This is a genomic window from Mesorhizobium sp. BR1-1-16, assembly GCF_020165495.1.
Classification (GTDB): Bacteria; Pseudomonadota; Alphaproteobacteria; order Rhizobiales; family Kaistiaceae; genus Kaistia.
Window position 1 is genome coordinate 149,379 of the sequence record NZ_JAIUIE010000002.1, and the last position, 24,119, is coordinate 173,497.

A 24,119-nucleotide genomic window follows, 5' to 3' on the forward strand; every position below is an offset into this window, starting at 1 on the left:
GCCGGTCCATCGCTTGTCAATCGGCCTCCGCGAGCAGCGCTTCGAGCGTCTCGATCCGGTCCGCCTCGCGTGGCGGCTTGTCCCATCGAAGCCGCGCGATGCGGGGGAAACGCATCGCGACACCCGATTTGTGCCGTGTCGATCGGTTGAGGCCCTCGAAGGCGACTTCGAGCACCAGCCCGCGATCGGCCTCGTGCACCACTTCGCGCACCGGTCCGAAGCGGTTGGTGGTGTTGCGCCGCACGAAGCGGTCGATCTCGGCCAGTTCCTCGTCGGTGAAACCGAAATACGCCTTGCCGACCGGGACCAGTTCCGTCCCCTCGGCTCCGGACTTCCAGACGCCGAACGTATAGTCCGAATAGAAGGACGAGCGTTTGCCATGGCCGCGCTGCGCATACATCAGCACGGCGTCCACGGTATAGGGATCGCGCTTCCACTTGAACCACGGCCCCTTGGGCCGGCCCGGCTCATAAACCGAATCCCAGCGTTTCAGCATCAGCCCTTCGATGATCGCTGCCGGCGGTGCCGAGCGTTTTTCCATCAGCGCTTCGGCGCCGTCATAGGGAATGAGCGGGGAGAGATCGATGCGCTTGGCGAGCGAGGTCGCGACCAGCCGCTCGAGCCGTTCGCGGCGCGTGCGGAAGGGCAGGGGCCGGATATCCTCGCCCTGGTCGACGAGGCAGTCATAGGCGCGGATGAAGGCGGGATGGCTGATGACGAGCTTGCCCGAGACGCTCTTCCTGTTCAGCCGTTGCTGCAGCTCCGAGAAGCTGCCGGCATTGATGATCTCGCCCTCGAGCCGGCCGACCAGCAATTCGCCGTCGATCGCGCCATCGATGTCCAGCCCGTCGAGCACATCGGGAAAGGCGTCTCCGATATCCTCCCCGGTACGGGTATAGAGTCGCCTGACGCCATGGTCCGAGACCGCCTGCACGCGGATGCCGTCCCATTTCCACTCCGCCGCATAGGTCTGCGGCGTGATCCGCGCGAGGTCGGCCTCGTCGAGCGGCTGCGCCAGCATCACCGGGCGGAACGGCGCGCGCGCCGAGGAGACGGGCTTTTCCGCCTTGCCATCGAGCCAGGCGAACAATTCGAGATAGGGCGGACGCAGCCCGTGCCAGAGCTCCTCGATCGCGTTGACCTCATGTCCGCCGAGATCGGCGAGCGCCTGCTTGGTGAGGCGGGCCGAGACGCCGATCCGCAATCCGCCCGTGACGAGCTTCAGCAGCGCCCAGCGCCCGGTGGCATCGAGCGCATCGAGGAAACCTGCGACGCGCCTCGGACCTTCGCTGCGCGAGGAAGCGGCGATCGTTTCGACGATCGCGGAGAGCGAGGGCGGAGCCGGCTCTGCGCGCTCGGCGGGGGATGCCGTCACGCCCCAGACCAGCGCGATGGTCTCGGCGAGATCCCCGACATAGTCATAGGAATAGGCGAAGAGCACCGGATCGATCCGCTCGGCGACCAGCGCGCGCAGCATGGCCGGCTTCACCGCGGGAAGATCGAGTTCGCCCGTCAATGCGGCGAGCGCGAAACCACGGTCGGGGTCCGGCGTCACGCGGAAATAGTCTGTCAGGAGCTTCAGCTTCGCATTGCGCGAAGGCGTCAGGATCAAACGGTCGAGCAGGGCGGCGAAGGCTTCCATGCCCCATTAGGTATGGTTTTCCGGGCCGCTGAAAAGGCTGAGCATCGACGTTCTTGCGAACCTTGTCCGGCGGCCTTAAATCTCGGCGGTTCGGTCGTTGATCGAACCTCGTTCTCAGGGCGGGGTGAAATTCCCCACCGGCGGTAGGCAGGCATCACCTGTAAGCCCGCGAGCGCCCTTCCTTCCCAGGAAGGGGTCAGCAGATTCGGTCGAAATCCGAAGCCGACGGTATAGTCCGGATGGAAGAGAACAAGCGCCATGCATGCGATCCGGCCTTGCGGCCGGGACGCGTGCGTTCGCTTTTGCCCTGATTTCGTGTTGTCCAACCTTTCGAGGATCAACATGAGTCAGACCACACTCACAGCATCTCCCGTTCTTCCCGCGCCGGTTGCCGGTGCTCTTTTCATGGTCGCGGCCGGGGTCGCCTTCGCCGGCGTCAACACGCTGGAACAGATCGCCACCACGCAGCTCGGCATTCCCGCGCCAACGGCCGCTTTCCTGCAATATGCCGTGGCGCTGCTCGCCGTGCTGCCCTGGGCGTTGCGGCGCGGCCTGCCGTCGCTTGCGACGCGCCGGCCCTGGCTTCAGGCCCTGCGCGTGCTGTTGGCCGCGCTGGGCGTTCAGGCCTGGGTGGCCGGCCTTGCCCATGGCGTGCCGATCGGCCAGGCCGTCGCGCTCGTCATGACCTCGCCCTTCGTTGTCACGCTCGGCGCGGCGCTCCTGCTTGGCGAGCGCGTCTCGATCGAGCGCTGGCTGGCGGTGACGATCGGCTTCGCCGGCGGACTGATCATCCTCGATCCGTTCGCGGAAACCTTCACGATGGCCAGCCTCTATCCGCTCGCTGCCGCCGTGCTGTGGGCCGGGGTCTCGCTGGTGCAGAAGCGGCTGCTGGTGGAGGATAGCCCTGAGGCGGTCGCTGCATGGCTGCTGCTGTTGCTCGCGCCGGTCAACTTCGTGCTGGCGCTGCCCGCCGGCCTCGCGCTGCCCTCGGCCGATGGCTGGATCGCAATCCTTGCCGTCGGCGTGCTGACGGCGGCGGCGCAGGCCTTTCTGATTCTGGCCTATTCACGCGCGGACGCTGCCTATGTGCAGCCTTTCGACCATGTGAAGCTGCCGCTGAATGTCATTGCCGGCTGGCTGGTGTTCGGCTGGTTGCCGACGGCACAGCTGTGGATCGGCGCCGCGCTCATCATCGGGGCGTCGCTGTTCCTGCTCTGGCGCGAAAGCCGGGCATCCGAACCGACGCTTGCTGCCGGTCAGTCGCCCTCGTCCTCATAGCCGACAAGGTGGAGCGGGCGGGCTCTGATGCCCGCCAGCTCGCACCAGCGCACCAGCGCTTCCTCGCGCCCATGCGTCACCCAGACCTCGCCCGGCCCGATCTCGGCGATGGTCGCGGTCAGTTCGTCCCAGTCGCAATGATCGGAGATGATCAGTGGCAGTTCGACGCCGCGCTGCTTGGCGCGCTGGCGGATCATCATCCAGCCAGAGGCAAAGCAGGGCACCGGATCGGGAAACCGCCGTGCCCAGCGATCGGCGAAGGCCGAGGGCGGCCCGACCACCACAGCGCCGGCAAAGGCCGCGCTCTCGCCGCGCTTGCCGCTGGAAAGCGTCGCCGGCGCCAGGGACCCGAGATCGATTCCCTCGGCCTCGTAGAGCGCGCAGAGCCGTTCCAGCGCGCCGTGGATATAGATCGTCTCGTCATAGCCTTCCTCGCGCAGCCGCTTGATCACGCGCTGCGCCTTGCCGAGCGCATAGGCGCCCACGAGATGCGCGCGCTCCGGAAAGGCGGCGAGCGAGGCGAGGAGCTTGCCGATCTCCTCGCCATCGTCGGGGTGACGGAACACCGGCAGTCCGAACGTCGCCTCGGTGATGAAGACATCGCAGGCGACCGGCTCGAACGGTGCGCAGGTCGGGTCGCGCCGCCGCTTGTAATCGCCCGACACCACGATGCGGCAGCCTTTGCCTTCGACGGCGATCTGCGCCGAGCCGAGCACATGGCCTGCCGGATGAAACGAGACGGTGACGTCGCCGATGGTCATCCGCTCACCCGGCACCGCCACCTGCTGCTGGCCGGCAAAATCCTCGCCATAGCGCACCGCCATGATGGCGAGCGTCTCGCGGGTGGCGAGCACGGCGCCATGGCCCGAACGGGCATGGTCGGCATGGCCATGGGTGATCAGCGCCCGCTCGACCGGCCGGATCGGGTCGACGTGAAACCCGCCGAGCGGGCAGTAGAGCCCGTCCGGTCCGGGCGCGAGAAGGTCCTCGGGGCGGATCATGACGCGTAGATAGGGTCTCGTCTGGTGGCGGGAAGGAGGGGCGGGCGCGGGCGAACCTGCGGAATGCTCTCCTTGGTCGCGGAATCGCATAAATCGTGGCAAATCTGGAAACTTGCTGTAAAGCGGAAACGCGATAGATCTGATCTGGATCAAACCGTCAGTGCTGCTGTCGCGATGCCCCCTCCAAACCATGGCCGAGGAGCCAGCCGCAGTCGATGAACACAGCGGAGTGGGCAACGCGGCAAGTCGGTGCCCCGAACCCCGGAGGCGAGGCGGACACGGATTCCTTCGAGACGGACAGCTCCTATGACGCGCTCTGCCGTACGGCACGGCGCCTCTTCGGCGTTCGCGCTGCGGCTATCGCATTCGGGTCGGACGGACGCCGTATCGACGTCGCCGAGCACGTCGGAGCGGGCGCGACATCTGCGATCCTGTCGGCGATGGGCATTCCGTCAGGAGCGGCCGCGGCGCCGGAAGCATTGAATTCCGGGAATGCCGACGATCTCGCGCTTGTCGCGAGCTGCAGCTTCAGTGGCGGCGGACGCCTGGCGCTCTTCGATGCCGGACGTCGCTCGCTCGACGCCGAAGAGATGCGGCGTCTGCAGGATCTCGCTCGGCTCGCCGATCGACTGTGGCGCCTTGAAAGGCGCGCAAGCGCGGCGGCCCTTCAGGAAGAGCACTTCCGCCTTCTGGCAGAAACATCGACCGACACCATCATTCGCGGCAATCTCGACGGCATCCGGCTCTATGTATCGCCGGCCATCCGGGAACTGCTGGGCTATGAGCCGGAGGAACTGGTCGGCAGGCGCGCGATCGACATCGCCCATCCCGACGATGTCCCGACATTCGGTCGCTTGATGGGAAAGGTGCGCGCAGGCGATCTCGATGTCGGCCGCATCGAGCTGCGCATGCGGCACAAGGAAGGCGCGTGGTCCTGGATCGAGGCCCATATCCGCCTGACGCATGATAAGCAGACCGGTCACCCGGACGGCTATGTCGTCTCGGTTCGCGGGATCGATGGGCGCAAGGCGATCGAGGCGCGTCTCGAACAGCTTGCGAACCGTGATGAACTGACCGGCCTGCCCAACCGGAAGCTCTTCCGCGAACGCCTGCTGGCCGGTCTCTCACAGGCAGGCTCGGGAGAACGGCGCTTCGCGCTCTGGTGGATGGATATCGACCGGTTCAAGGACATCAATGACAGTCTCGGCCACCAGGCGGGCGACGCGGTGCTGCGGGAGGCGGCCTTGCGGTTTGAGGCCGTGGCGCGGCAGGGCGATGTCGTGGCGCGTCTCGGCGGCGACGAATTTGCTCTGATCGGTGCCGTCGGGGCGGACGATGCCGAAGCGGGAGCACTTGCAGAACGATTGATCGAGACCATGCGGGCGCCCGTCACCGCCGGCGACCAGACCATCGAGGTCGGGCTCAGCATCGGCATCGCCTTTGCTCCGGATTGCGGGCTCGATCCCGACGAGCTTCTTGCCGCGGCGGACAAGGCGCTCTACGAGGCGAAATCGGCAGGGCGCCGCACCTATCGCTTTTGCCAGACGCTCGCCACGCGCTGATTGCGCTTTTCCGGTCAGCCGCCGGCTCGACTTCCACCGGCATCGGCCCTACCTCTTGCCGGTGAGCACAGCCGCCGATCTTCTGCCAAAGCCGTTCGCCGAGTGGTTTGCGCAGCGCGGCTGGTCCCCGCGGCCGCATCAGATCGCGCTGCTCGAAAAGGCCAGCGAGGGACGGTCGGCACTTTTGATCGCGCCGACCGGCGCCGGCAAGACGCTGGCCGGCTTCCTGCCCAGCCTGGTCGAGCTTGCCGCGCGTCCGAAGCGCAGCCGCCGCCCGGGCATCCACACGCTCTATATCTCGCCGCTGAAGGCGCTGGCGGTCGACATCGCCCGCAATCTCGAGACGCCGGTCGCGGGGCTCCAGCTCGATATTTCGGTCGAAACGCGCACCGGCGATACGCCGGCCCACAAGCGCCAGCGCCAGAAGCTCGCCCCGCCCGACATCCTGCTGACGACGCCCGAGCAACTTGCGCTGCTGCTCTCGAATCCCGATGCCCCGAGGTTCTTCGATACGCTCGAGACCGTGGTTCTCGATGAGCTGCATTCGCTGGTGACGGCCAAGCGCGGCGATCTCCTGTCGCTCGACCTTGCGCGGCTCAGGCAATTGCGTCCGAGCCTGCGTGTCGTCGGCCTTTCGGCGACCGTGGCCGAGCCGGACGATCTCCGGCGCTGGCTGATGCCGCAACAGGCCGATGCGCCGCCGAACCTTGCCGATCTCGTCATCGTCAAGGGCGGCGCCACGCCCGACGTCGCCATCCTGCCGACCGAGAACCGCATTCCCTGGGCCGGCCATTCCGCCGTCCATTCGATGGATGCGATCTATGCGGCCATCAAGGCGAGTCACATGGTGCTGGTCTTCGTCAATACGCGCAGCCAGGCCGAGCGCATCTTCCAGGAACTCTGGCGCATCAACGAGGATGCGCTGCCGATCGCGCTGCATCACGGCTCGCTCGATGTCGGCCAGCGCCGGCGCGTCGAGGCGGCGATGGCCGCGTCCAGCCTCCGCTGCGTCGTCTGCACCTCGACACTCGATCTCGGCATCGACTGGGGCGATGTCGATCTTGTGGTGAATGTCGGCGCGCCGAAGGGCGCGAGCCGGCTTGCCCAGCGCATCGGCCGCGCCAATCACCGGATGGACGAGCCCTCGCGGGCCGTTCTCGTGCCGGCCAACCGCTTCGAGGTCATGGAATGCACCGTCGCGCTGGAGGCGAGCCTGACCGGCGCGCAGGACACGCCCCGCCTCCGGACCGGCGCGCTTGATGTGCTGGCGCAGCATGTGCTCGGTATGGCGTGTTCCGCACCGTTCTCCGCCGATGCGCTCTATGCCGAGGTGACGTCGGCGGCGCCTTATGCCGGTCTCGACCGCGAGAGCTTTGATCGGGTCGTCGATTTCGTGGCGACCGGAGGTTATGCGCTGAAGAGCTATGAGCGGTTCGCCAAGATCCGCGCCGGCAAGGACGGGCTCTGGCGGATAAGCCATCCCGCCGTCGCGCAGCAATATCGGCTGAATGTCGGCACGATCGTCGAGGCGCCCTTGCTGAAGGTGCGGCTTGCCTCGCGCCGGAACGGCGGCCCGATCGGCATGGGCGGGCGCGTGCTCGGCGAAGTCGAGGAATATTTCGCCGAACAGCTTGCCCCGGGCGATACCTTCCTGTTCGGCGGGCTCGTCGTGAAGCTCGAAGGCATCCGCGACAATGTCGTTGTCGTCTCTCGCACCCATGACGAGGCGCCGAAAGTACCCTCCTATAATGGCGGTAAGTTTCCACTCTCGACCTATCTCGCCGATGGCGTTCGCCGTCTGCTGGCCGACGAGAGCAGCTGGAGCCGCCTGCCGGACCAGGTCTCCGACTGGCTGCGCATCCAGAAGGAAGCCTCGGTCCTGCCGGGTGCTGATCAATTGCTGGTCGAGACTTTCCCGCGCGGCAATCGCTTCTACATGGTCGCTTACCCCTTCGAGGGGCGGCTGGCGCATCAGACGCTCGGCATGCTGCTGACGCGGCGGCTGGAGCGCGCAAAGCTGCGGCCGCTCGGCTTCGTCGCGTCCGACTATGCGCTGGCCATCTGGGGGCTCGGCGATATGGGCGGCGCCTTTGCCAAGGGCAACCCGGCGCTCGGTGATCTGTTCGCGCCGGACATGCTCGGCGATGACCTCGATGCCTGGCTCGCCGAAAGCTATCTGCTGAAGCGCAGTTTCCGCTCCTGCGCCCTGATCTCAGGCCTGATCGAGCGCCGGCATCCGGGCAGGGAGAAATCCGGGCGCCAGGTCACGATCTCGACCGACCTCATCTATGATGTCCTCCGGAGCCATGAGCCGGATCACATTTTGCTGCGGGCCACTTGGGCCGATGCGGCCACCGGCCTGCTCGACGTCGCGCGTCTCTCCGACATGCTGATGCGCGTCGAGGGCTCCATCCTGCACCAGCCGCTCGATCACATCTCGCCGCTGGCCGTGCCGGTCATGCTCGATATCGGCAAGGAAAGCGTCGCCGGTTCGGCCGCAGACGAGATCATCCGCGAGAACGCCGATGATCTCGTCCGCGAGGCCATGGGCGAAGCCTATCTCGGCACATTTGCCGGCGGGGGCTTGCCGGCGGGAATCCCGCGCTCTTAGGATGGCGCGAGAACGAAACGCGAATCGACGCATGATCTTCCGCCAAACCGCCCTTGAAATGCATGCGGCAGAAGCCCGGCCAGCCGAATGGGCTGTCGCCGGCATGCGGCTGACGCTGACCGTCGAAGGCGGGTTGCATCTGGCCGAGGCATCGACGCTGGTCGTCGCCGATCTGCATCTCGAGAAGGGCTCGGCCTTCGCGGCGCGCGGGCAGATGCTGCCGCCTTATGACACGGCCGCGACGTTGAAGCGGCTCGCTGCGCTGGTCCGCCGTTTGAAGCCGGCGCGGGTGATTGCGCTCGGCGACAGCTTTCATGATCGCGGCGCGGGCGGCCGCCTCGGCGAGGCCGACCGCGCCGCGCTGACGGCTTTGACCGAAGCGACCGAATGGATCTGGGTTGCCGGCAACCACGACCCGGAGCCCCCGCGCGGCCTCGGCGGCTGGGCGACGAGCGAACTTTCGATCGGTCCGCTGACCTTCCGCCACGCGCCACGTCCGGGGCGGGCCACCGGTGAAATCGCCGGCCACCTGCATCCGTCCGCCCGCATCGTCGGCCGCGGTCGCTCGGTGCGGCGGCGCTGTTTCGCGGCGAATGGCGAGCGATTGGTCATGCCGGCCTTCGGCGCGCTGGCCGGCGGTCTCAACGTCCTCGACGCGGCTTTCCATCCGCTCTTCGAGGGCCGCGCCTTTCACGCCTTCATGCTCGGAACAGACGTCCATCCCATCGCCGGCCGCAAGCTGGTCGGCGAGGCGCGGACAGGGTGACCGGGATCATCTCATCGTCATCGCGATGAAATGATCCACGACGGATGGTCCAGTCGACGGCCGATCAGCTCTCGATCATGACGGTGAAGCCGCCATAGATCATCCGCTTTCCATCGAAGGGCATGTTTTCCATAACGCCCTTCAGGCGTTCGTCGGCCATGACCTTGGCATTGACGGCGTCGCGATGGGCACGGTCGCGATAGGTGATCCACGAGAAGACGATGATCTCGTCGTCCTTCGCCTGAACGGCACGCGGAAACGAAGTCAGTTCGCCCATGGGCACATCGTCGCCGAGGCATTCGACATAGCTGAGCGCGCCGTGATCCTTCCAGACCTCATTGGCGGTCGCTGCCATCTTCTTGTATTCGTCGAGATGAGCATTGGGTACGGCGATAATGAAGCCGTCGACATAGGTCATTCGATCCTCCTCAATCGTCGGGTACCTTCAAGGACGGCCGGGAAGCGGATGATCCGACACAGGCCGCAATCTTTTTGCGTCCGCGTTCATGCCGTCGGGGAGCGTCCTCGGCGACGCCTGCCGACATGCCGCGTCTTCGCCCAGTGATGCGGTGCGATGATGAGCTCGAAGAGCGCGCGATAGCAGGCGATCGAGAGTAGCACCCAATAGGCGGGCAGATAGATCAGGGCGCCTGCCGGGCGGTTCTGGCGTCGCAGCCGATAGGTTTGGCGGGACAGCAGCGCAAAGACAAAATAGGCGGCGACGAGATTGAAGAGGTTGAGGAATGCCATGCCGGCCAGGAGCGGACTGTTGGCCCGCCACAGGCGCGCCGGATCGACCAGCATCATCAGCGCCGTCGCGATATAGAGCGGATGCACCGCCGCGGCGACCAGCGAGCCGAGCGAGGTCAGCATGAAACCCGCGAAGCGCTTCGGCCCGATCTCGCGCAGGAGACGTTGCGGCGCGCGCAAATGGACCAGGACGGTCTGCATCCATCCCTTGAGCCAGCGGGTCCGCTGGGCCAGCCACGATTTGACCGTCGCGGGCGCTTCCTCATAGGTCGGGCGCTCCAGCATCGCCGCGCGATAACCGAACCGGACGAGACGGACGCCGAGATCGGCATCCTCGGTGACGTTGTAGGGATCCCAGCCGCCAATCCACTCGAGCGCGGCGCGGCGGAAATGATTTGAGGTGCCGCCGAGTGGCAGCGGCAGGTCAAACGTCGCCAGTAGCGGCAGCACGCCATCGAACTGCACGGAATATTCGAGCGCAAACAGGGCTGTCAGCCCGTTGGCATCGGCATTGTCGATGAGAAGCGGCGCCTGCAGGCAAGCGAGATCGGGCCCGCCCGCGGCAAAGGCCGCGTGCGCCTCGGCAAGCTGCAACGGATCCGGCCGGTCCTCCGCATCATAGACGGTGACATAGTCGCCACGTACCAGCGGCAAGGCGTAAGCGAGCGCCTTCGGCTTGGTGCGCGGTCCCGACGGCGGCACGCGGATCAATTCGAACGGCGCGGCAAGCTGCAGCGCGATGATTGCGGCGATGGTCGCCCGGTCGTCCGCCTCGACGATGAGCTTGATGTCGAGCTTCTCCCGCGGCCACGCCAACTGGTCCATCGCCGCCACGAGATCGGCAACCATGTGCGCCTCGTGATGCAGCGGCAGCAGAACCGAATAGATCGGCAGCTTCGCCGGATCGGTGTCGGGCAGTTCGGCCGGGCGCTGCCGGGCGCGATGCGCAACGCCGGTGATCGCCTGCATGCGAATGAGGATGACCCCGAGGAACAGAAGGCCCGCCAGGATATCGAGCACGGCGATCGCGACCCATCCCGTCAGGAAGATCGCGGCGGCAATGCCCAGGAGGAGGACGGCAAGGACGACGATCTGCGGCCGCGTAAGAAGGCGCCGCGCCGAGAGATCGGGTCGCAGGCGCTGGAGCGCGTTGATGGCATGGGCAACGAGTGGCTTTTGGTTCGCGGCCAGCAGCAGGCGGCGGATCGCCGCCGGCGTCGTGATCGAGATACGGTCGCGAAGGCCGGGCTGCTCGGCGATGCGGGCCGCCAGCAGCTGGAAGTCCCTGGCATCGGGAGCGAAGAACAGCCGCGCTTCGCCGTTGCGAACGGCCGTCACCGCCCGACCGGCACGAATAGCCGCCGAAATCTCGTCGATGTCGCCATGGCTGTTGGCCTCGGCGCGGAAACCATTGCGTTCGGGTCGCGGATCGAACGAAAGCCCGAGCGCGGCGGCACGGGCCGTCAGGGATTGGCCGGTCTCGGGTCTCCGCCGTTCCAGAGAAGTCCCGCTACCGGGGGCCAGCCATTGTTCGCGGAAATTCAACGGCGCCCCCGGCTGGTGCTCTCGAAAGAGCAGCCCCTCGACTATCGTACCGCCATATCGTTCACTCCGATCGAAGTCGTACAGACAGCGCCTGCAGACAGTCGATCCTGCAACCGAGAGTTATTCCAGATGTATGCGTCCTTGGCAATTCGCGCCGCGCTGCTCGGCGTGTTGATCGTCCTGCCGTCATGGGGCGATATGCATGCGCGCGCCGCCGAGAATGCCGGAACGGCCGTCGTTATCCCCGATTTCTTCGACCCGAACCGCAGGCTAGACCGTCCGCCGGCCGACGCGGTGACCAGCATCCGTTTTGCAACCTCGGCCGATTTTCCGCCTTTCAGCTTCGTCGGGCCCGACGGCACGCTGACCGGCTTCAATGTCGATCTGGCCCGCGCGATCTGTACCGAACTCGCTGTGACCTGCACGATGCAGGCGCGGCCTTTCGACAGCCTCGCGGCGTCGATCGGCGAGGGGCGGATCGATGCCGCGATCGCCGGTCTCGCCATCACGGCCAAGGCGCGCGAAACCCTGGCCTTCTCGGATGTCTATTTGCGACCCGCCGGGCGTTTCGTCGGTCCGGCATCATGGCCGGAGGCTGACGTCACGCCGGCGGCTCTCGCCGGGCGGACGGTCGCGGTCGTCGCAGGCAGCGCACACGAGGCCTATCTCGCCGCCTTCTTTCCCAAGGCGAAACGCCTCTCGGTCGAGACGCAGCCACTCGCAACCGAGGCGATGGCGTCGGGCAAGGCCGACCTCGTCTTCGGCGATGGGCTGCCGCTGGCTTTCTTCCTGCAATCGGCGGCAGAAAAGGACTGCTGCCGCTTTGTCGGCGGCGCCTATATCGAGCCGCGTTTCTTCGGCGAAGGATTCGCGATCGCGCTGCCGCCGGACAAGCCGGACCTTCGCCACGCGATCGATTGGGCGCTGGACCGGGTCTATGACAAAGGCGTCTTCGCCGAACTCTATCTGCGCTATTTTCCGATCGGCTATTTCTAGCCGCTCAGAGCGTCCGATAGCGGGCGCGGGCGCCGCGTTCGATCGCGGCCGCCGTCAGCGTGTCGACATCGAGCACGTCGCGCAGGAGTTCGAGGAAGCGCAGTTCTTCCTGCTCGACATGCAGGTCGGCCGCCGCGACCTCGACCGCCAACGCATAGGCGGTTTCGTGCAGCTTCTTGGGCAGCGCCGTGGCGACGACGGTCAGCACCTCGTGCAGGCCGTCGGTCTCGCGAGTGATCGCGCCGCAGGCTTCGGCCACGTGGATCAGGCGGTCGGTATCGAAGCCGCCGAAGATCGGCAGCGTATTGACGATATCGCCGATCTTGCGCAGTTCGCGGTCTGTCATCTCGCGATCGACGGCGGACAATGTCACCATCACATAGATCAGCGCCTCCTGCGGGGAGACCGCGGTCTCGTTGGCTGCGATCGCTTTGTCCATGGCAGTGAAGCTCCCGTCGAAGGCCCGCGTGGCGCGGCGCGATCCGAAACTAGGATGTCGGGCGCTCCTATTCAACGTCCCCGCCGCCATGAGCCGCCCACGGCGCTAAGCTGCTTCGCCATTGACGCCGCGCCGCTCGCTCCCTATGGCTCTCGCGCTCCGGACGCGGCTCGGCCGCGCCTGCATTTCCACGAGGTTTCCATGTCCATCGCCACGCCGCCAGTTCTCGATCTCTCGCCTGCCATCGTCGCGGCAGCGAAAGCGTCGAAAGCCTGGCCGTTCGAGGAGGCGCGGCGGATCATCACGCGGCTGGAAAAGCGCGGGCCGAAGTCGCCGGTGCTGTTCGAGACCGGCTACGGTCCCTCGGGCCTGCCGCATATCGGCACGTTCGGCGAGGTGGCGCGCACGACCATGGTGCGGACTGCCTTTCGCCTTCTGACCGAAGACAAGATCGAAACCCGTCTTCTGTCGTTCTCGGACGATATGGACGGGCTGCGCAAGGTTCCGTCCAACGTCCCGAACCAGGAGATGATGCAGGCGCATCTCGGCATGGCGCTGACGCGCGTGCCCGATCCGTTCTCGAACGAGTATCCCTCGTTTGGCGCGGCCAATAATGCGCGCCTGCGCGCGTTTCTCGACGGCTTCGGCTTCGCCTACGAGTTCGCCAGCGCGACCGACTACTATGCTTCGGGTCGTTTCGACGCGGCCCTGCGGCGCATGCTCGAAGTCTATGACGAGGTGATGGAGATCATCCTGCCGACCCTCGGCCCGGACCGGCGCGCCACCTATTCGCCGTTCCTGCCGATCTCCAGGAAGACGGGTGTCGTGCTGCAGGTGCCGATGGTCGATCGCGACGTCGCCGCCGGTACGATCACCTATATCGATCCCGAGGATGGCGAGCGCGTGACCACCGAGGTCACGGGCGGAGCGGTCAAGTGCCAGTGGAAGGCCGATTGGGCGATGCGCTGGTTCGCGCTCGGCGTCGACTACGAGATGAGCGGCAAGGATCTGATCGACAGCGTCAAGCTCTCGACCCGCATCTGCCGCGTGCTTGGGACCGAGCCGCCGGAATGCTTCACCTATGAGCATTTTCTGGACGAAAACGGTGAGAAGATCTCGAAGTCGAAGGGCAACGGCCTGACGATCGAGCAGTGGCTCACCTATGCCTCGCCCGAAAGCCTGTCGCTCCTGATGTACACCAAGCCGAAGACCGCCAAGCGGCTCGGCTTCGAGGTCATCCCGCGTCATGTCGATGAATATTCGTCCTTCATCGAGGCGTTCCCGCGCCAGCCGCTCGAGCAGCAGCTCGGCAATCCGGCGTGGCATATCCATTCGGGCCATCCGCCGGCGGACGTCGCGCCGATCAGCTTCGCGATGCTGCTGAACCTCGTTTCGGTCTCGGATGCGAGCGACAAGGCCGTTCTCTGGGCCTATATCTCGCGCTACCTGCCGGAAATGGCGGTTGCCGCGCGCGAAAAGCTCGACCAGCTCGCCGGCTTCGCGATCCGCTACTATGCGGACATCCTGAAGGCGAAGAAGCACTATGTCCGGCCGGAGGGGACGATCGCCGAGGCGCTTGGCGCGCTCGACGCCGCGCTCGCCGCGCTGCCGCCGGCCTCGACGGCGGACGAGATTCAGACCGTAGTATTCGATGTCGGCCGCACCTTCTTTCCCGACCCGGCCAAGAAGGGACCGGACGGCAATCCGCCGGGCGTCTCGCTCGACTGGTTCCGGGGCCTCTATCAGGTGCTCCTCGGCCAGGACCAGGGGCCGCGCTTCGGGTCCTTCGTCGCGATCTACGGCATTCCGGAGACGCGCGAGCGCATCGCCCGCGCGCTGGCGGGGACGCTTGTCGACGCGTGAGGCGACGCTGAGACACCCGCGACCGAGCCTCTTGCAACTTGCGGGCGGCTATGGATGGATCGGCGGCAACAGGGAGTGCCGCCGATGACCTTCGAACACTGGCTTGCCTTTGCCGCGGCGTCGGCCGTGATGCTCGCAATCCCCGGCCCGACCGTACTGCTGGTCGTCAGCTATGCGCTCGGCCATGGCCGCAAGGCGGCGCGCGCCACCGTCGCCGGCGTCGCTCTTGGTGATTTCACGGCCATGACAGCATCAATGCTTGGCCTCGGGGCGCTTCTCGCAGCCTCGGCGATGCTGTTCACCGTGCTGAAATGGATCGGCGCTGCCTATCTCATCTATCTCGGCATCAAGCTCTGGCGTGCGAAGCCGGTCATCGCCGGCGCGGGCGAGGCGGCCGAGACGCGGCCGCTGCGCATCTTCGCTCATGCCTATGTCGTGACGGCACTCAACCCTAAGAGCATCGTCTTTTTCGTCGCCTTCCTGCCGCAGTTCCTCGTCGCGGGCGCGCCGCTGCTGCCGCAGATGGTGGTGTTCGAGGCGACGTTCCTAGTGCTCGCAACGCTGAATGCTACCCTCTACGGGCTGTTGGCTGCCGGTGCGCGCACGACGATCCGCAAGCCGCGGGTGCAGCTGGCTGTCAACCGGATCGGCGGTTCGTTGCTGATCGGCGCCGGCGTTCTGTCGCTCGGCCTTCGCCGGGCGACCGCCTGATCTACCGGACCGGGCAACTGTCCGGTCGCGGCGCCTCGGCCCAGATGCCGGCCGCCGCGCAGCGTGCCGTGTCCTCAGCCGTGCGATAGTCTTCCGGCGCGTCGGGTGCCGGTTCGGCCCAGCCCTGCTCGACCAGCCATTCGCCGAGGTCGGTGCTGCCGATGCGGCACGCCGCCGGCTCGACGCCGATCGTCTCGAGCGCCGAGAGGCGACATTCGACGCCGCGTGCGCGCAGCCGCTGGCGCAGCGCCTGCATCGAGAGAAAGGCGCAGTCGAACGCCTCCGCAACAGGTGTCGTGCGGCAGCGTGTTCCGCTCTCCGGAACCGTGATGCCGGCGAGCTGCACCTTGCGTCCGCCAAGATTAAGCGTCCCGGCACCGATCACCACGACCTGGGTGAAGGCCTGCCAGGCGGGCCCGTCGTCGACGACTTCGCGTGTTGCCGGCGGCGCCTCGCGCTCCATCGGTCCATGCGATACCGGCCCGGGGCTGATGCCCGGCCCGCCGACAATGCGTGGCGCGGGCCCGGAAGCCACGGAATCCTCCGCCGACTGCGGACTGGTGACCGTATCGGGGGGGACGAGCGGACGACGCGCCTCCAGCGGCGCCGGCGCGATCGGGGCGGGCGGTGCTACGGCGCGAGTTCCTGGCACAGGCTGATCCGCCACGACGACTGCCGGGCGCGGCGATGGCCCGGTATCCATCAGCAGCGTCAATCCGGCGGTGATCGCAACCGCAAGCACGGCAGTGGCGGCAATGGCCATGACGCCATGTCTCATTGGCTTGCCCAGATGATCCTGGCGATCCAGTCGATGTCGCGGGCTGCGAGGACGCGGTTCGGGTGATCGGGGTTGAGCGAGGAAAGTTCGACCGTCCGTGTATTGCGCCGCGCCAGCACCTTGGCCATGACCTCGCCCTGCCGCGTGCGCACGACGACACGGTCGCCGACCCGGCTCGGCGATGTCGGCGAGACGATGATGACGTCGCCATCGCGATAGAGCGGCATCATCGAATCGCCAGAGACCTCCAGCGCATAGACGCCTTCCACCTTCTGCGTCTGCGGGAAGGCGACCTCGTCCCAGCCCTGACCCGCCGGAAAGCCGCCATCATCGAAGAAGCCGCCGGCGCCGGCCTGGGCGAAGCCGATGAGCGGCACCTGGCGGAAGGGCCGATCGATTTCGGCGAGCTCGGGTGGCGCGCCGATGGGCCCCACCGGGCCGGGCGCCCCCAAATCGAGAAAGCGCTCCAGCGTCTCCCCGGTCGCCTCCAGAATTTTCGAGATGCTCTCGGTCGAAGGCCAGCGCGGCCGCCCGTCATTGGCGACCCGCTTGGAGCGGTTGAACGTCGTCGGGTCGAGCCCGGCGCGCCGGGCAAGCCCGGAGACGCTGAGATCATGGCGCTCCGCCAGGACGTCGATCGCGGTCCAGATCCGCTCGTGTGACAACATGGCCGGACCCTCCGGAAGATGAGCCGGGCCGTCGATGACCTCGGTTCTGCGTGGACTCCTCGAAACGCGGCACAACGGATCGCACGAAAAGGAATAAAATCCCCTGAACGCAGGATTTATCCCCGCGAACGAACCGTGTCCAGCGCCCGCCTGCGCTTTCTTCGCCGGAATTCCGCCGCTTGCCGCCGGAAGCCCGCCCGGCTAGGCTTTCGTGACCGAACGGGAATGACCATGACCATGATCTACAAGATCGCGCCGGGCGAACTCTGGCGTGAAGCGGAAGCGCGCGGCACATTCGAAGGCGCGCTGATCGACGTTGAAGACGGCTATATCCATCTATCCGGCGCCGATCAGGTGCGCGAAACCGCCGCCCGCTATTTCGGCGGCGTGGATGATCTCGTTCTGGTCGGCATTGACGCGGATCGCCTCGGCGACGCCCTCAAATGGGAGCCGTCGCGCGGTGGCGCGCTGTTTCCGCATCTTTATGCGCCGCTGTCGCTCGCCGATATCGCCTTTGCGCGGCCGCTATTGCTCGGTGCGCACGGTTTCCATTTGTTCCCGGCCGACATTCCGTGAGTCTCTACAGCTTCCTTCGGCCCGCGCTCTTCCGCGTCGACCCGGAGACCGCGCATGGCCTGTCGCTGAAGGTGATCGGCGCCGGATTGTCCGGTTCGCAGGGCGCCGTTGACGATCCTCGCCTGGCGCGCCGTCTGCTCGGGCTCGACTTTCGCAATCCTCTCGGCATCGCCGCCGGCCTCGACAAGAATGCCGAAGTTGCGGACGGACTGCTGGCGCTTGGCTTCGGTTTCGTCGAGGTCGGCACGGTCACCCCGAAGCCGCAGGACGGCAATCCCCGCCCGCGTATGTTCCGTCTCGTTGAAGATGGCGCCGTGATCAACCGCCTCGGCTTCAACAACAAGGGTTATGAGGCCGCGCGCCGGAACCTTCTGGCGCGCCGGGAGCGGGGCGGCATCGTCGGCGTCAACATCGGGGCCAACAAGGACGCGGCGGACCGCATCGCGGATTACGTCGCCGGCATCTCCGCCTTTTCCGATCTTGCCAGCTATTTCACGGTGAATGTGTCGTCGCCCAATACGCCGGGCCTCCGCGATCTGCAGGGACGGGCGGCGCTGGATACGCTCCTGGCCCGTGTCGTCGAGGCGCGCGACGCCGAGCCGCGGCGCGTGCCGATGCTGGTGAAGATCGCGCCCGACATGGATGACGCGGGCCTTGCCGACGTCGCCGATGTCGTGCTGGCACGCGGTCTCGACGGCGTCATCATCTCCAACACGACCATTTCCCGCCCGGTCCTCCGCGACCGGACGCAGGCGACCGAGACAGGCGGCCTGTCCGGCAAGCCGCTCTTCAACCTGTCCACGATGATGCTGGCGCGCTTCCGTGGCCTTGTCGGGCCCGACCTGCCGCTGATCGGCGTCGGCGGCGTCGATTCGGCGGAGACCGCCTTCGCGAAGATCGCGGCGGGCGCCGATCTCGTCCAGCTCTATACGGGCCTCGTCTATCGTGGGCCGACGCTGCCGGCGGAAATCATCGAGGGCCTTCAGCGCATTCTCGACCGGCGCGGCCTCGCCTCGATTGCCGATGCGGTTGGCATCGAGCGGGAACGCTGGGCGGCGGGCGGCTGATTCAGCCGAAAGTCGCCTTGACGCGGGCGCGGCAGCGCCAGGCCAGCGTGATGCCGCGCGCCGACAGGAACACCAGCAGCGCCAGCCAGAGCCCGTGCGCGCCGAGTGCCGGCTCGGCCCACCACCAGACGGCGAGATAGAGCCCGAGCGAGGCGAGCATCATGTTGCGCATATCGCGCGACCAGGTGGCACCGATGAACACGCCATCCATCTCGAAGGCGAGCACGCCGGCGATCGGTGTCAGTACCGCCCAAGGGAGGAATTCCCGCGCCGTGGCACGCACATCGGCATTCGCCGTCATGAAGTCGATCGCCAGCGGGCCGCCAAGCGCGAAGACCGCGGCGGCGAGGAACGCCAGCATATAGCCCCAGCCGAGCGTCAGCTTTACCGAGCGGACGAAGGCCGGACGATAGCGCGCTCCGACGGCACGGCCGGCATATTGCTCCGCCGCGGCTGCGAAGCCGTCGAGGAAATAGCCGCCGACCAGGAAGAAGTTCATCAGGATCGCATTCGCCGCCAGGATGACATCGCCCATCGTCGCCCCTCGCGAGGCAAAGAAGCCGAAGGCGAACAACAGCGCGAAGGAGCGGATCATGATGTCGCGGTTGACGGCGACCATCCGGATCAGCGCCGCGCGATCGAGAATGGTCGCCCGCGAAGGCCGCGCGGATCGATCGAGGGAGGGCAGCACGATGAGGAGGCCAAGACAGGCGGTAATCGCCTCTCCGATCGTAGTGCCAAGGGCCGCGCCCGCCATGCCCCAGCCGAATCCGAGCACGAACAGGACGGTCAGGGCGATGTTGGCACCGTTGAGGACGGTCTGCAGCATGAGGCCCGCGCCGGCCCGGCCAAGTCCGACCAGCCAACCCAGCAAGACGTAATTGGCGAGCGCGAACGGCGTCGAGAGAATGCGGATATCGTAATAGGTGGTCGTTGCCGCCTGCACGGCCGGACTGCCACCGAGCCCGAAAAGCGCCAAGGCGAGCAGCGGCCTGCCGAGCGCGATCACCGCAACGCCGATCACCCCCGCCAGCAGAAGGGCGCGGAGGAGCACTGCCTGTGTTTCGGTCCTGTTGCCCGCGCCGAAGGCTTGCGCCGTCAGGCCCGTCGTTCCGCTTCTGAGGAAATTGAAGGTCGCGAAGATGAAATCGAAGATGACGGCGCCGAGCGCCACGCCGCCGATCAGGGCCGCATCGCCGAGTCGGCCGATCACCGCCATGTCGGCGATGCCGAGCATGGGGGTCGAGAGATAGGCGAGAGTCATCGGCACGGCGATTGCGAGAATGCCGCGATGCGTGACGGGAAAGGGGCGGATGGGCTGGGCGCTGGCTGCGTCGGACATGACAGATTCGCTGGGAGAGACAGCCTTAGCCGTCCAGCAGGGAAACGTCGATGCCCAGCCTTCCTTCGTCTCGCTGGAGCGCTATTCTCCGCCCATGCCTTTGCCGATTGTCCATCACCCAGCCTTCACCGCCGAGATTCCTGCCGACCATCGGTTTCCGATGGGGAAGTATCGCCGTCTGGCCGAAATCCTTTCAGCCGAGGGATTGGTGCCGGGCGGCTTCGTCACGCCGGAACCAGCCACGGCCGACGATCTCGCGCTCGCGCATGATCGCGCCTATGTCGATGCCGTCCTCGGCCTCACGGTGCCGAAGCCGATCGAGCGGGAGATCGGCCTGCCGATGAACGAGACCGTCGTCCGCCGCGCGGCGGCAGCGACTGGCGGTACGATCCTTGCCGCCCGGCTGGCGCTCGAGACCGGCCTGGCCTGCAATACGGCCGGTGGCAGCCATCATGCGCGCAGTGACCAGGGCGCGGGCTTCTGCACCTTCAACGATGTCGCGGTGGCGATCCGTGTCCTGCTTGCGGAGCGTCGCATTGCGACGGCGCTCGTCGTCGACTGCGACGTGCATCAGGGCGACGGAACGGCTGAGATCTTCGATGGGGAGGCCAATGTCACGACGCTGTCGCTGCACGCCGAGCGCAATTATCCGGTGCGCAAGCGCAGGTCATCGATCGATATCGGCTTGCCGGATGGCCTCGGCGACGCGGACTATCTCGCCGCGCTCAGCGGTGTGTTGCCCGGCCTTATCGACCGGCTGACACCCGACATCATCTTCTATAATGCCGGAGTCGACCCGCACCGTGACGACAGGCTCGGCCGCCTCTCGCTCAGCGATGCAGGGCTTCTCTCACGAGACAGGATGGTCATCGGGGCGGCGCGGGACCGCGGCATACCGCTTGCCGGCGTCATCGGCGGCGGCTATGGCGCCGATATCGACGCCATCGCGGTCCGCCACGCGCTGCTGCACAAGGCGGCGGCTGGCTTTGTCGACTGACGCGGCTAGAGAAGGCGGCGAACCACCTTGGCCTGCTCTGCCTCGCCATCCGAGGCGGCAAGGCATTCAGGCGCGATATAGGGCCAGGATTGGACATCGCAGCCCTTGCGGCCGCCGACGCCGGCCCGCTCATAGCTGATCACGGACGTCGGATCACTGACGCCGCGGCCATGACCGGTCGCCTGCGTGCCATATGCCGTCACTGCGACGGCCACCAGCGTGGCTGTTGCAAGCACGCCTGCCAGACTGCGTCGATTGATGCTGATCATCGTACAACCCGCCCTGCGACCGGCGGCCCCCTGCCATTCTCGTGACCATTCAACGCGGCAACGCGTCGGCGGTTTCAATCACGCATGGCGATCTTTCGATGTGACCGCCATCACGCGGCTTCTGTGACGCCTGACACATGACCGCGGCCGATCTGCGCGCCTCGGCCGCTTCAAGCGGATTTTGTTTCCGCGACAGAGCGCTCCGGCAATAACGTCTTTCTTGATCAATTTAGTCGTGATGCGTTCAATGGCATGAGCCGGGCCGGTGAGGTAGCCGGCACATCAACCGACGCCGCCCGAGCGGCCAAAGCCGGAGACTCAGCCATGACGATCACCCGTCGATCCTTCGGGCGCCTTGCCGGCACGGTGCTGGCCGGGGCCGCATTCGGAGTTGCCGCCCGTGCGCCGGCCGGTGCCGCCGAGGCGCTGTCCGTGCTGAAGATCGGCTACCAGAAGGCCGGTCTCCTGGCGATCGCCCGGCGCCAGCAGGCCTTCGAGAAGGCCTTTGCTCCCGAGGGGACATCTGTCACCTGGGTCGAGTTCGCGTCCGGTCCACCATTGCTGGAGGCGCTGAATGCCGGCGCCGTCGATATCGGCTGGACGGGCGACGCGCCGCCGATCTTCGCGCAGGCTGCCGGCGCTAACCTGGTCTATATCGCGGCGGCGCCATCCAATGGCAAAGGCGAGGCGATCATCGTCAAGGAGGGCGCGCCGATCGCCTCCGTCGCAGCGTTGAAGGGCCGCAGGATCGCCGTTACCAAAGGTTCCAGCGCGCATAATCTGACGGTCGCGGCGCTGGAGAAGGCCGGCATCGCCTTCGCTGATGTCACGCCGGTCTATCTGTCGCCCGCCGATGCCGCTGCGGCCTTCGCGAATGACAGCGTCGATGCCTGGGCGATCTGGGACCCGTTCCTGGCGCTGGCCGAGAGCCGCGCGCCCGTGCGCCAATTGACCACGACGGCGGACACGCTCGCGGTCAACACATACCTTCTCGCCAACAAGAGCTTCGCCGAAGCGCATCCGGCGGTGATCGGCGGCATCATCGCGGCGCTGGCCAAGACAGCCGAGTGGGCGAATGCCAATCGCGGCGAGGTTGCCGAGGCCCTGTCCGAAATCACGGGTGTCCCGATCGGCCCCGAGACCGTTGCGGTCGATCGCGCCGTCTACGACATCCTGCCGCTCAGCGACGACATCATCGCCGGCCAGCAGGTGACGGCCGACCGCTTCCAGAAGCTCGGCCTGATCCCGAAGTCGATCACGGTCCGCGACATCGTCTGGTCGGCCCCGAAGGCCTGACCGCCCCTGAACGCCGGAGACACATGCATGGCCGCCGCAGATCCGCTCAACTTCTTCTGGTTCATCCCGACGCATGGCGATGGGGCCTATCTAGGCTCGGAGACGCAGCAGCGTCCGCCCGAATTCGCCTATTTCAAGGAAATCGCCCAAGCCGTCGATCGCCTGGGCTTCGGCGGCGTCCTGCTCCCCACCGGTCAGGCCTGCGAAGACAGCTGGATCACTGCGGCGGGGCTCGCCACCGTCACCGAACGGCTGAAGTTCCTCGTTGCCCTCCGGCCCGGCGTGGTCTCGCCGAGCTTTGCGGCGCGCCAGACAGCGGCGCTCGATCGCCTTTCCAACGGGCGATTGCTCCTCAACGTCGTCGTCGGCGGCAATCCGGCGGAGCTCGCCGGCGACGGCGTCTTCCTGCCGCATGACGAGCGCTATGAGCAGGCGAGCGAATTCCTCGAGATCTGGTCGCGGCTCTTGGCGGGCGAGACGGTCGACTTTGCCGGCAAGCATTATCGCGTCGAGAAGGCCCGGCTCGATTTCCCGCCGGTGCAGTCGCCACGGCCGCCGCTGTATTTCGGCGGGTCGTCGGATGCCGGCCAGGATCTCGCGGCGGCCTCGACGGAGCTGTACCTGACCTGGGGCGAGCCCCCGGCCGGCGTTGCCGAGAAGATCGCGGGGGCGCGGGCAAGGGCTGAGGCGCGGGGCCGCAAGCTACGGTTCGGCATCCGCCTGCATTTCATCGTGCGGGAAACCGAGGAGGAGGCCTGGCGCGCCGCCGATCGACTCATCAGCCGGATTTCCGACGCGCAGATCGAGGCGGCGCAGGTCCGTTTCACCAAGGACATGGATTCCGTCGGCCAGCGGCGCATGGCTGCCCTGCATGGTGGTCGCCGCGACAGGCTGGTCGTGTCGCCCAATCTCTGGGCGGGGGTTGGCCTGGTGCGGGGCGGCGCCGGCACCGCACTGGTGGGTACGCCGGAGCAGATTGCCGAGCGGCTTGCCGAATATCAGGCGCTCGGCATCGATACGGTCATCGGCTCGGGCTACCCGCATCTGGAAGAAGCCTATCGTGTCGCCGAACTGCTGTTCCCGGTGCTCGGCATCGACCGGTCGGGCGTCAGGCGGCTTCGCGCGAGCGTCGCTAACGAGTTCTCGGTCGGCAATGCCGCGCCGCGTCTCGTGGCTGCGGCGTCCTGATCCCGCGATGACGCGCGCTCGCGGCCTCATCGGCTGGATCCTGCCAGCCGCGCTCGTGCTGGGCTGGGAGGCGCTCTCCCGGCTCGGCGTGATCCCGGCGAATATCCTGCCGGCGCCGACGGCGGTTGCGGCCGCGCTGTGGCGCGTTGCCGTTTCGGGGGAACTGGCGCGCAATATGGGCGTCAGCGCCTGGCGGGCCGGCATCGGGTTTCTCATTGGCGGCGCGATCGGCTTTGCCTTCGGGCTCGCCAATGGCCTGTCGCGCTTTTCCGAAGAGTTCACCGACACGACGCTGCAGATGGTGCGCAACGTGCCCCATCTCGCGCTGATCCCGCTGGTCATCCTGTGGTTCGGCATCGGCGAACAGGCGAAGCTGTTCCTTGTCGCGCTCGGCGTGTTCTTCCCGATCTACATCAACACGCTGCACGGCATCCGCAGCGTCGATCCGCAGCTCGTCGAGATGGGCAGGACCTATGGCATGAACGGCTTCGAACTCTTCGGCCAGGTCATCCTGCCGGGCGCGCTGCCGTCAATCTTCGTCGGGCTGCGCTTCGGCCTCGGCATCATGTGGCTGACGCTGATCGTCGCCGAGACAATCTCCGCCTCGTCCGGCATCGGCTACATGGCGATGCAGGCGCGCGAATTCATGATGACAGACGTCGTCGTGCTGTCGATCCTCATCTATGCGCTGCTCGGCAAGCTCGCCGATACGGTGGCGCGCGCACTGGAAAGGCGGACACTCGCCTGGAACCCCGCCTTCGAGGGAGTTTGACC

At 66.6% G+C, this 24,119-nt stretch carries 21 protein-coding genes, 2 pseudogenes and 1 riboswitch; of the genes and pseudogenes, 13 read left to right on the forward strand and 10 right to left on the reverse strand.

Going from position 1 to position 24,119, the window contains the following annotated elements; translation table 11 throughout:
• Positions 1-16: 16 nt before the first annotated feature.
• Entirely contained in the window at positions 17-1,642 is a 1,626-nt protein-coding gene (locus LB518_RS06625) for a cisplatin damage response ATP-dependent DNA ligase (protein ID WP_224574673.1), read from the reverse strand.
• A gap of 106 nt (positions 1,643-1,748) precedes the next feature.
• A riboswitch (FMN riboswitch) is annotated at positions 1,749-1,897 on the forward strand.
• A gap of 87 nt (positions 1,898-1,984) precedes the next feature.
• Between LB518_RS06625 and LB518_RS06630 the strand changes: the two genes are divergently transcribed.
• Complete coding sequence (locus LB518_RS06630) at positions 1,985-2,920, forward strand: DMT family transporter (protein ID WP_224574674.1); 936 nt, start codon at positions 1,985-1,987, stop codon at positions 2,918-2,920.
• On the opposite strand, the gene LB518_RS06635 is transcribed toward LB518_RS06630, so the two are convergent.
• Positions 2,899-3,918, reverse strand: coding sequence for a ligase-associated DNA damage response exonuclease (locus tag LB518_RS06635; protein ID WP_224575724.1), 1,020 nt, complete (start codon positions 3,916-3,918; stop codon positions 2,899-2,901). The two genes, LB518_RS06630 and LB518_RS06635, sit on opposite strands and share 22 nt — an antisense overlap.
• A 218-nt stretch (positions 3,919-4,136) precedes the next feature.
• On the opposite strand from LB518_RS06635, the gene LB518_RS06640 reads away from it, so the two are divergent.
• The 3 genes from LB518_RS06640 to pdeM are packed head-to-tail and all read left to right on the forward strand — an operon-like array spanning position 4,137 to position 8,860.
• Positions 4,137-5,483, forward strand: coding sequence for a sensor domain-containing diguanylate cyclase (locus LB518_RS06640; RefSeq protein WP_224574676.1), 1,347 nt, complete (start codon positions 4,137-4,139; stop codon positions 5,481-5,483).
• A 55-nt stretch (positions 5,484-5,538) separates the two neighbouring features.
• A complete protein-coding gene (locus LB518_RS06645; protein WP_224574678.1) occupies positions 5,539-8,094 on the forward strand; it encodes a ligase-associated DNA damage response DEXH box helicase in 2,556 nt (851 codons plus the stop codon).
• A 31-nt stretch (positions 8,095-8,125) separates the two neighbouring features.
• On the forward strand, positions 8,126-8,860 hold the full coding sequence (pdeM, locus tag LB518_RS06650; RefSeq protein ID WP_224574680.1) for a ligase-associated DNA damage response endonuclease PdeM: 735 nt from the start codon (positions 8,126-8,128) through the stop codon (positions 8,858-8,860).
• Positions 8,861-8,924: 64 nt separating this feature from the next.
• On the opposite strand, the gene LB518_RS06655 is transcribed toward pdeM, so the two are convergent.
• Together LB518_RS06655 and LB518_RS06660 are read right to left on the reverse strand one after the other, a co-directional pair.
• On the reverse strand, positions 8,925-9,278 hold the full coding sequence (locus LB518_RS06655) for a DUF1428 domain-containing protein (RefSeq protein WP_224574682.1): 354 nt from the start codon (positions 9,276-9,278) through the stop codon (positions 8,925-8,927).
• A gap of 86 nt (positions 9,279-9,364) precedes the next feature.
• Positions 9,365-11,155: a glycosyltransferase family 2 protein gene (locus LB518_RS06660; protein WP_224574684.1), complete on the reverse strand. Its 1,791-nt coding sequence runs from the start codon at positions 11,153-11,155 to the stop codon at positions 9,365-9,367.
• A gap of 129 nt (positions 11,156-11,284) precedes the next feature.
• On the opposite strand from LB518_RS06660, the gene LB518_RS06665 reads away from it, so the two are divergent.
• The gene (locus tag LB518_RS06665) at positions 11,285-12,151 is read left to right on the forward strand and encodes a transporter substrate-binding domain-containing protein (RefSeq protein ID WP_224574686.1); all 867 of its coding nucleotides are present in this window, start codon (positions 11,285-11,287) and stop codon (positions 12,149-12,151) included.
• A 4-nt stretch (positions 12,152-12,155) separates the two neighbouring features.
• On the opposite strand, the gene LB518_RS06670 is transcribed toward LB518_RS06665, so the two are convergent.
• Positions 12,156-12,590: a tellurite resistance TerB family protein gene (locus LB518_RS06670; protein WP_224574688.1), complete on the reverse strand. Its 435-nt coding sequence runs from the start codon at positions 12,588-12,590 to the stop codon at positions 12,156-12,158.
• A 201-nt stretch (positions 12,591-12,791) separates the two neighbouring features.
• On the opposite strand from LB518_RS06670, the gene LB518_RS06675 reads away from it, so the two are divergent.
• Positions 12,792-14,453, forward strand: a complete 1,662-nt coding sequence (locus tag LB518_RS06675; protein WP_224574690.1) for a lysine--tRNA ligase — start codon at positions 12,792-12,794, stop codon at positions 14,451-14,453.
• Positions 14,454-14,537: 84 nt separating this feature from the next.
• Positions 14,538-15,164, forward strand: a complete 627-nt coding sequence (locus LB518_RS06680; RefSeq protein WP_224574692.1) for a LysE family translocator — start codon at positions 14,538-14,540, stop codon at positions 15,162-15,164.
• Position 15,165: 1 nt separating this feature from the next.
• On the opposite strand, the gene LB518_RS06685 is transcribed toward LB518_RS06680, so the two are convergent.
• The 3 genes and pseudogenes from LB518_RS06685 to LB518_RS24885 all read right to left on the reverse strand — a co-directional run.
• Entirely contained in the window at positions 15,166-15,927 is a 762-nt protein-coding gene (locus tag LB518_RS06685; protein ID WP_224574694.1) for a thermonuclease family protein, read from the reverse strand.
• Positions 15,928-15,938: 11 nt separating this feature from the next.
• Positions 15,939-16,316, reverse strand: a pseudogene (locus LB518_RS24880) (S24 family peptidase); the annotation flags it as partial.
• Between the two features lie 92 nt (positions 16,317-16,408).
• Positions 16,409-16,610: pseudogene (locus LB518_RS24885) on the reverse strand (helix-turn-helix domain-containing protein); the annotation flags it as partial.
• Between the two features lie 18 nt (positions 16,611-16,628).
• On the opposite strand from LB518_RS24885, the gene LB518_RS24820 reads away from it, so the two are divergent.
• Entirely contained in the window at positions 16,629-17,186 is a 558-nt protein-coding gene (locus LB518_RS24820; RefSeq protein ID WP_353619937.1) for a DUF952 domain-containing protein, read from the forward strand.
• On the forward strand, positions 17,183-18,253 hold the full coding sequence (locus tag LB518_RS06700) for a quinone-dependent dihydroorotate dehydrogenase (RefSeq protein ID WP_224574698.1): 1,071 nt from the start codon (positions 17,183-17,185) through the stop codon (positions 18,251-18,253). Before LB518_RS24820 ends, LB518_RS06700 begins: the two co-directional genes overlap by 4 nt.
• A gap of 1 nt (position 18,254) precedes the next feature.
• On the opposite strand, the gene LB518_RS06705 is transcribed toward LB518_RS06700, so the two are convergent.
• Positions 18,255-19,595: an MATE family efflux transporter gene (locus LB518_RS06705; protein ID WP_224574700.1), complete on the reverse strand. Its 1,341-nt coding sequence runs from the start codon at positions 19,593-19,595 to the stop codon at positions 18,255-18,257.
• Between the two features lie 94 nt (positions 19,596-19,689).
• On the opposite strand from LB518_RS06705, the gene LB518_RS06710 reads away from it, so the two are divergent.
• Complete coding sequence (locus LB518_RS06710) at positions 19,690-20,592, forward strand: histone deacetylase family protein (RefSeq protein WP_224575729.1); 903 nt, start codon at positions 19,690-19,692, stop codon at positions 20,590-20,592.
• Positions 20,593-20,597: 5 nt separating this feature from the next.
• Here the strand turns inward: LB518_RS06710 and LB518_RS06715 are convergent, their stop codons facing one another.
• Complete coding sequence (locus LB518_RS06715; RefSeq protein WP_224574702.1) at positions 20,598-20,861, reverse strand: hypothetical protein; 264 nt, start codon at positions 20,859-20,861, stop codon at positions 20,598-20,600.
• A 324-nt stretch (positions 20,862-21,185) separates the two neighbouring features.
• Here LB518_RS06715 and LB518_RS06720 point away from each other — a divergent pair, with 324 nt between their 5' ends.
• The 3 genes from LB518_RS06720 to ssuC are packed head-to-tail and all read left to right on the forward strand — an operon-like array spanning position 21,186 to position 24,117.
• Positions 21,186-22,157, forward strand: a complete 972-nt coding sequence (locus LB518_RS06720; RefSeq protein ID WP_224574705.1) for an aliphatic sulfonate ABC transporter substrate-binding protein — start codon at positions 21,186-21,188, stop codon at positions 22,155-22,157.
• A gap of 27 nt (positions 22,158-22,184) precedes the next feature.
• Positions 22,185-23,345 carry an FMNH2-dependent alkanesulfonate monooxygenase gene (gene ssuD, locus LB518_RS06725; RefSeq protein ID WP_224574707.1) on the forward strand — a complete coding sequence of 387 codons (1,161 nt, stop codon included), beginning with the start codon at positions 22,185-22,187 and terminating at the stop codon, positions 23,343-23,345.
• 7 nt (positions 23,346-23,352) lie between these two features.
• On the forward strand, positions 23,353-24,117 hold the full coding sequence (gene ssuC, locus LB518_RS06730) for an aliphatic sulfonate ABC transporter permease SsuC (protein ID WP_224574710.1): 765 nt from the start codon (positions 23,353-23,355) through the stop codon (positions 24,115-24,117).
• The last annotated feature ends 2 nt before the right edge of the window (positions 24,118-24,119 follow it).

Coding starts and splice junctions, on each gene's coding strand:
- LB518_RS06625 (WP_224574673.1), bottom strand. CDS start 1,642: ATGGAAGCCTTCGCCGCCCTGCTCGACCGTTTGATCCTGACGCCTTCG.
- LB518_RS06630 (WP_224574674.1), top strand. CDS start 1,985: ATGAGTCAGACCACACTCACAGCATCTCCCGTTCTTCCCGCGCCGGTT.
- LB518_RS06640 (WP_224574676.1), top strand. CDS start 4,137: ATGAACACAGCGGAGTGGGCAACGCGGCAAGTCGGTGCCCCGAACCCC.
- pdeM (WP_224574680.1), top strand. CDS start 8,126: ATGATCTTCCGCCAAACCGCCCTTGAAATGCATGCGGCAGAAGCCCGG.
- LB518_RS06655 (WP_224574682.1), bottom strand. CDS start 9,278: ATGACCTATGTCGACGGCTTCATTATCGCCGTACCCAATGCTCATCTC.
- LB518_RS06665 (WP_224574686.1), top strand. CDS start 11,285: ATGTATGCGTCCTTGGCAATTCGCGCCGCGCTGCTCGGCGTGTTGATC.
- LB518_RS06670 (WP_224574688.1), bottom strand. CDS start 12,590: ATGGACAAAGCGATCGCAGCCAACGAGACCGCGGTCTCCCCGCAGGAG.
- LB518_RS06675 (WP_224574690.1), top strand. CDS start 12,792: ATGTCCATCGCCACGCCGCCAGTTCTCGATCTCTCGCCTGCCATCGTC.
- LB518_RS06680 (WP_224574692.1), top strand. CDS start 14,538: ATGACCTTCGAACACTGGCTTGCCTTTGCCGCGGCGTCGGCCGTGATG.
- LB518_RS06685 (WP_224574694.1), bottom strand. CDS start 15,927: ATGGCCATTGCCGCCACTGCCGTGCTTGCGGTTGCGATCACCGCCGGA.
- LB518_RS24820 (WP_353619937.1), top strand. CDS start 16,629: ATGAGCCGGGCCGTCGATGACCTCGGTTCTGCGTGGACTCCTCGAAAC.
- LB518_RS06705 (WP_224574700.1), bottom strand. CDS start 19,595: ATGTCCGACGCAGCCAGCGCCCAGCCCATCCGCCCCTTTCCCGTCACG.
- LB518_RS06710 (WP_224575729.1), top strand. CDS start 19,690: ATGCCTTTGCCGATTGTCCATCACCCAGCCTTCACCGCCGAGATTCCT.
- LB518_RS06715 (WP_224574702.1), bottom strand. CDS start 20,861: ATGATCAGCATCAATCGACGCAGTCTGGCAGGCGTGCTTGCAACAGCC.
- LB518_RS06720 (WP_224574705.1), top strand. CDS start 21,186: ATGACGATCACCCGTCGATCCTTCGGGCGCCTTGCCGGCACGGTGCTG.
- ssuD (WP_224574707.1), top strand. CDS start 22,185: ATGGCCGCCGCAGATCCGCTCAACTTCTTCTGGTTCATCCCGACGCAT.
- ssuC (WP_224574710.1), top strand. CDS start 23,353: ATGACGCGCGCTCGCGGCCTCATCGGCTGGATCCTGCCAGCCGCGCTC.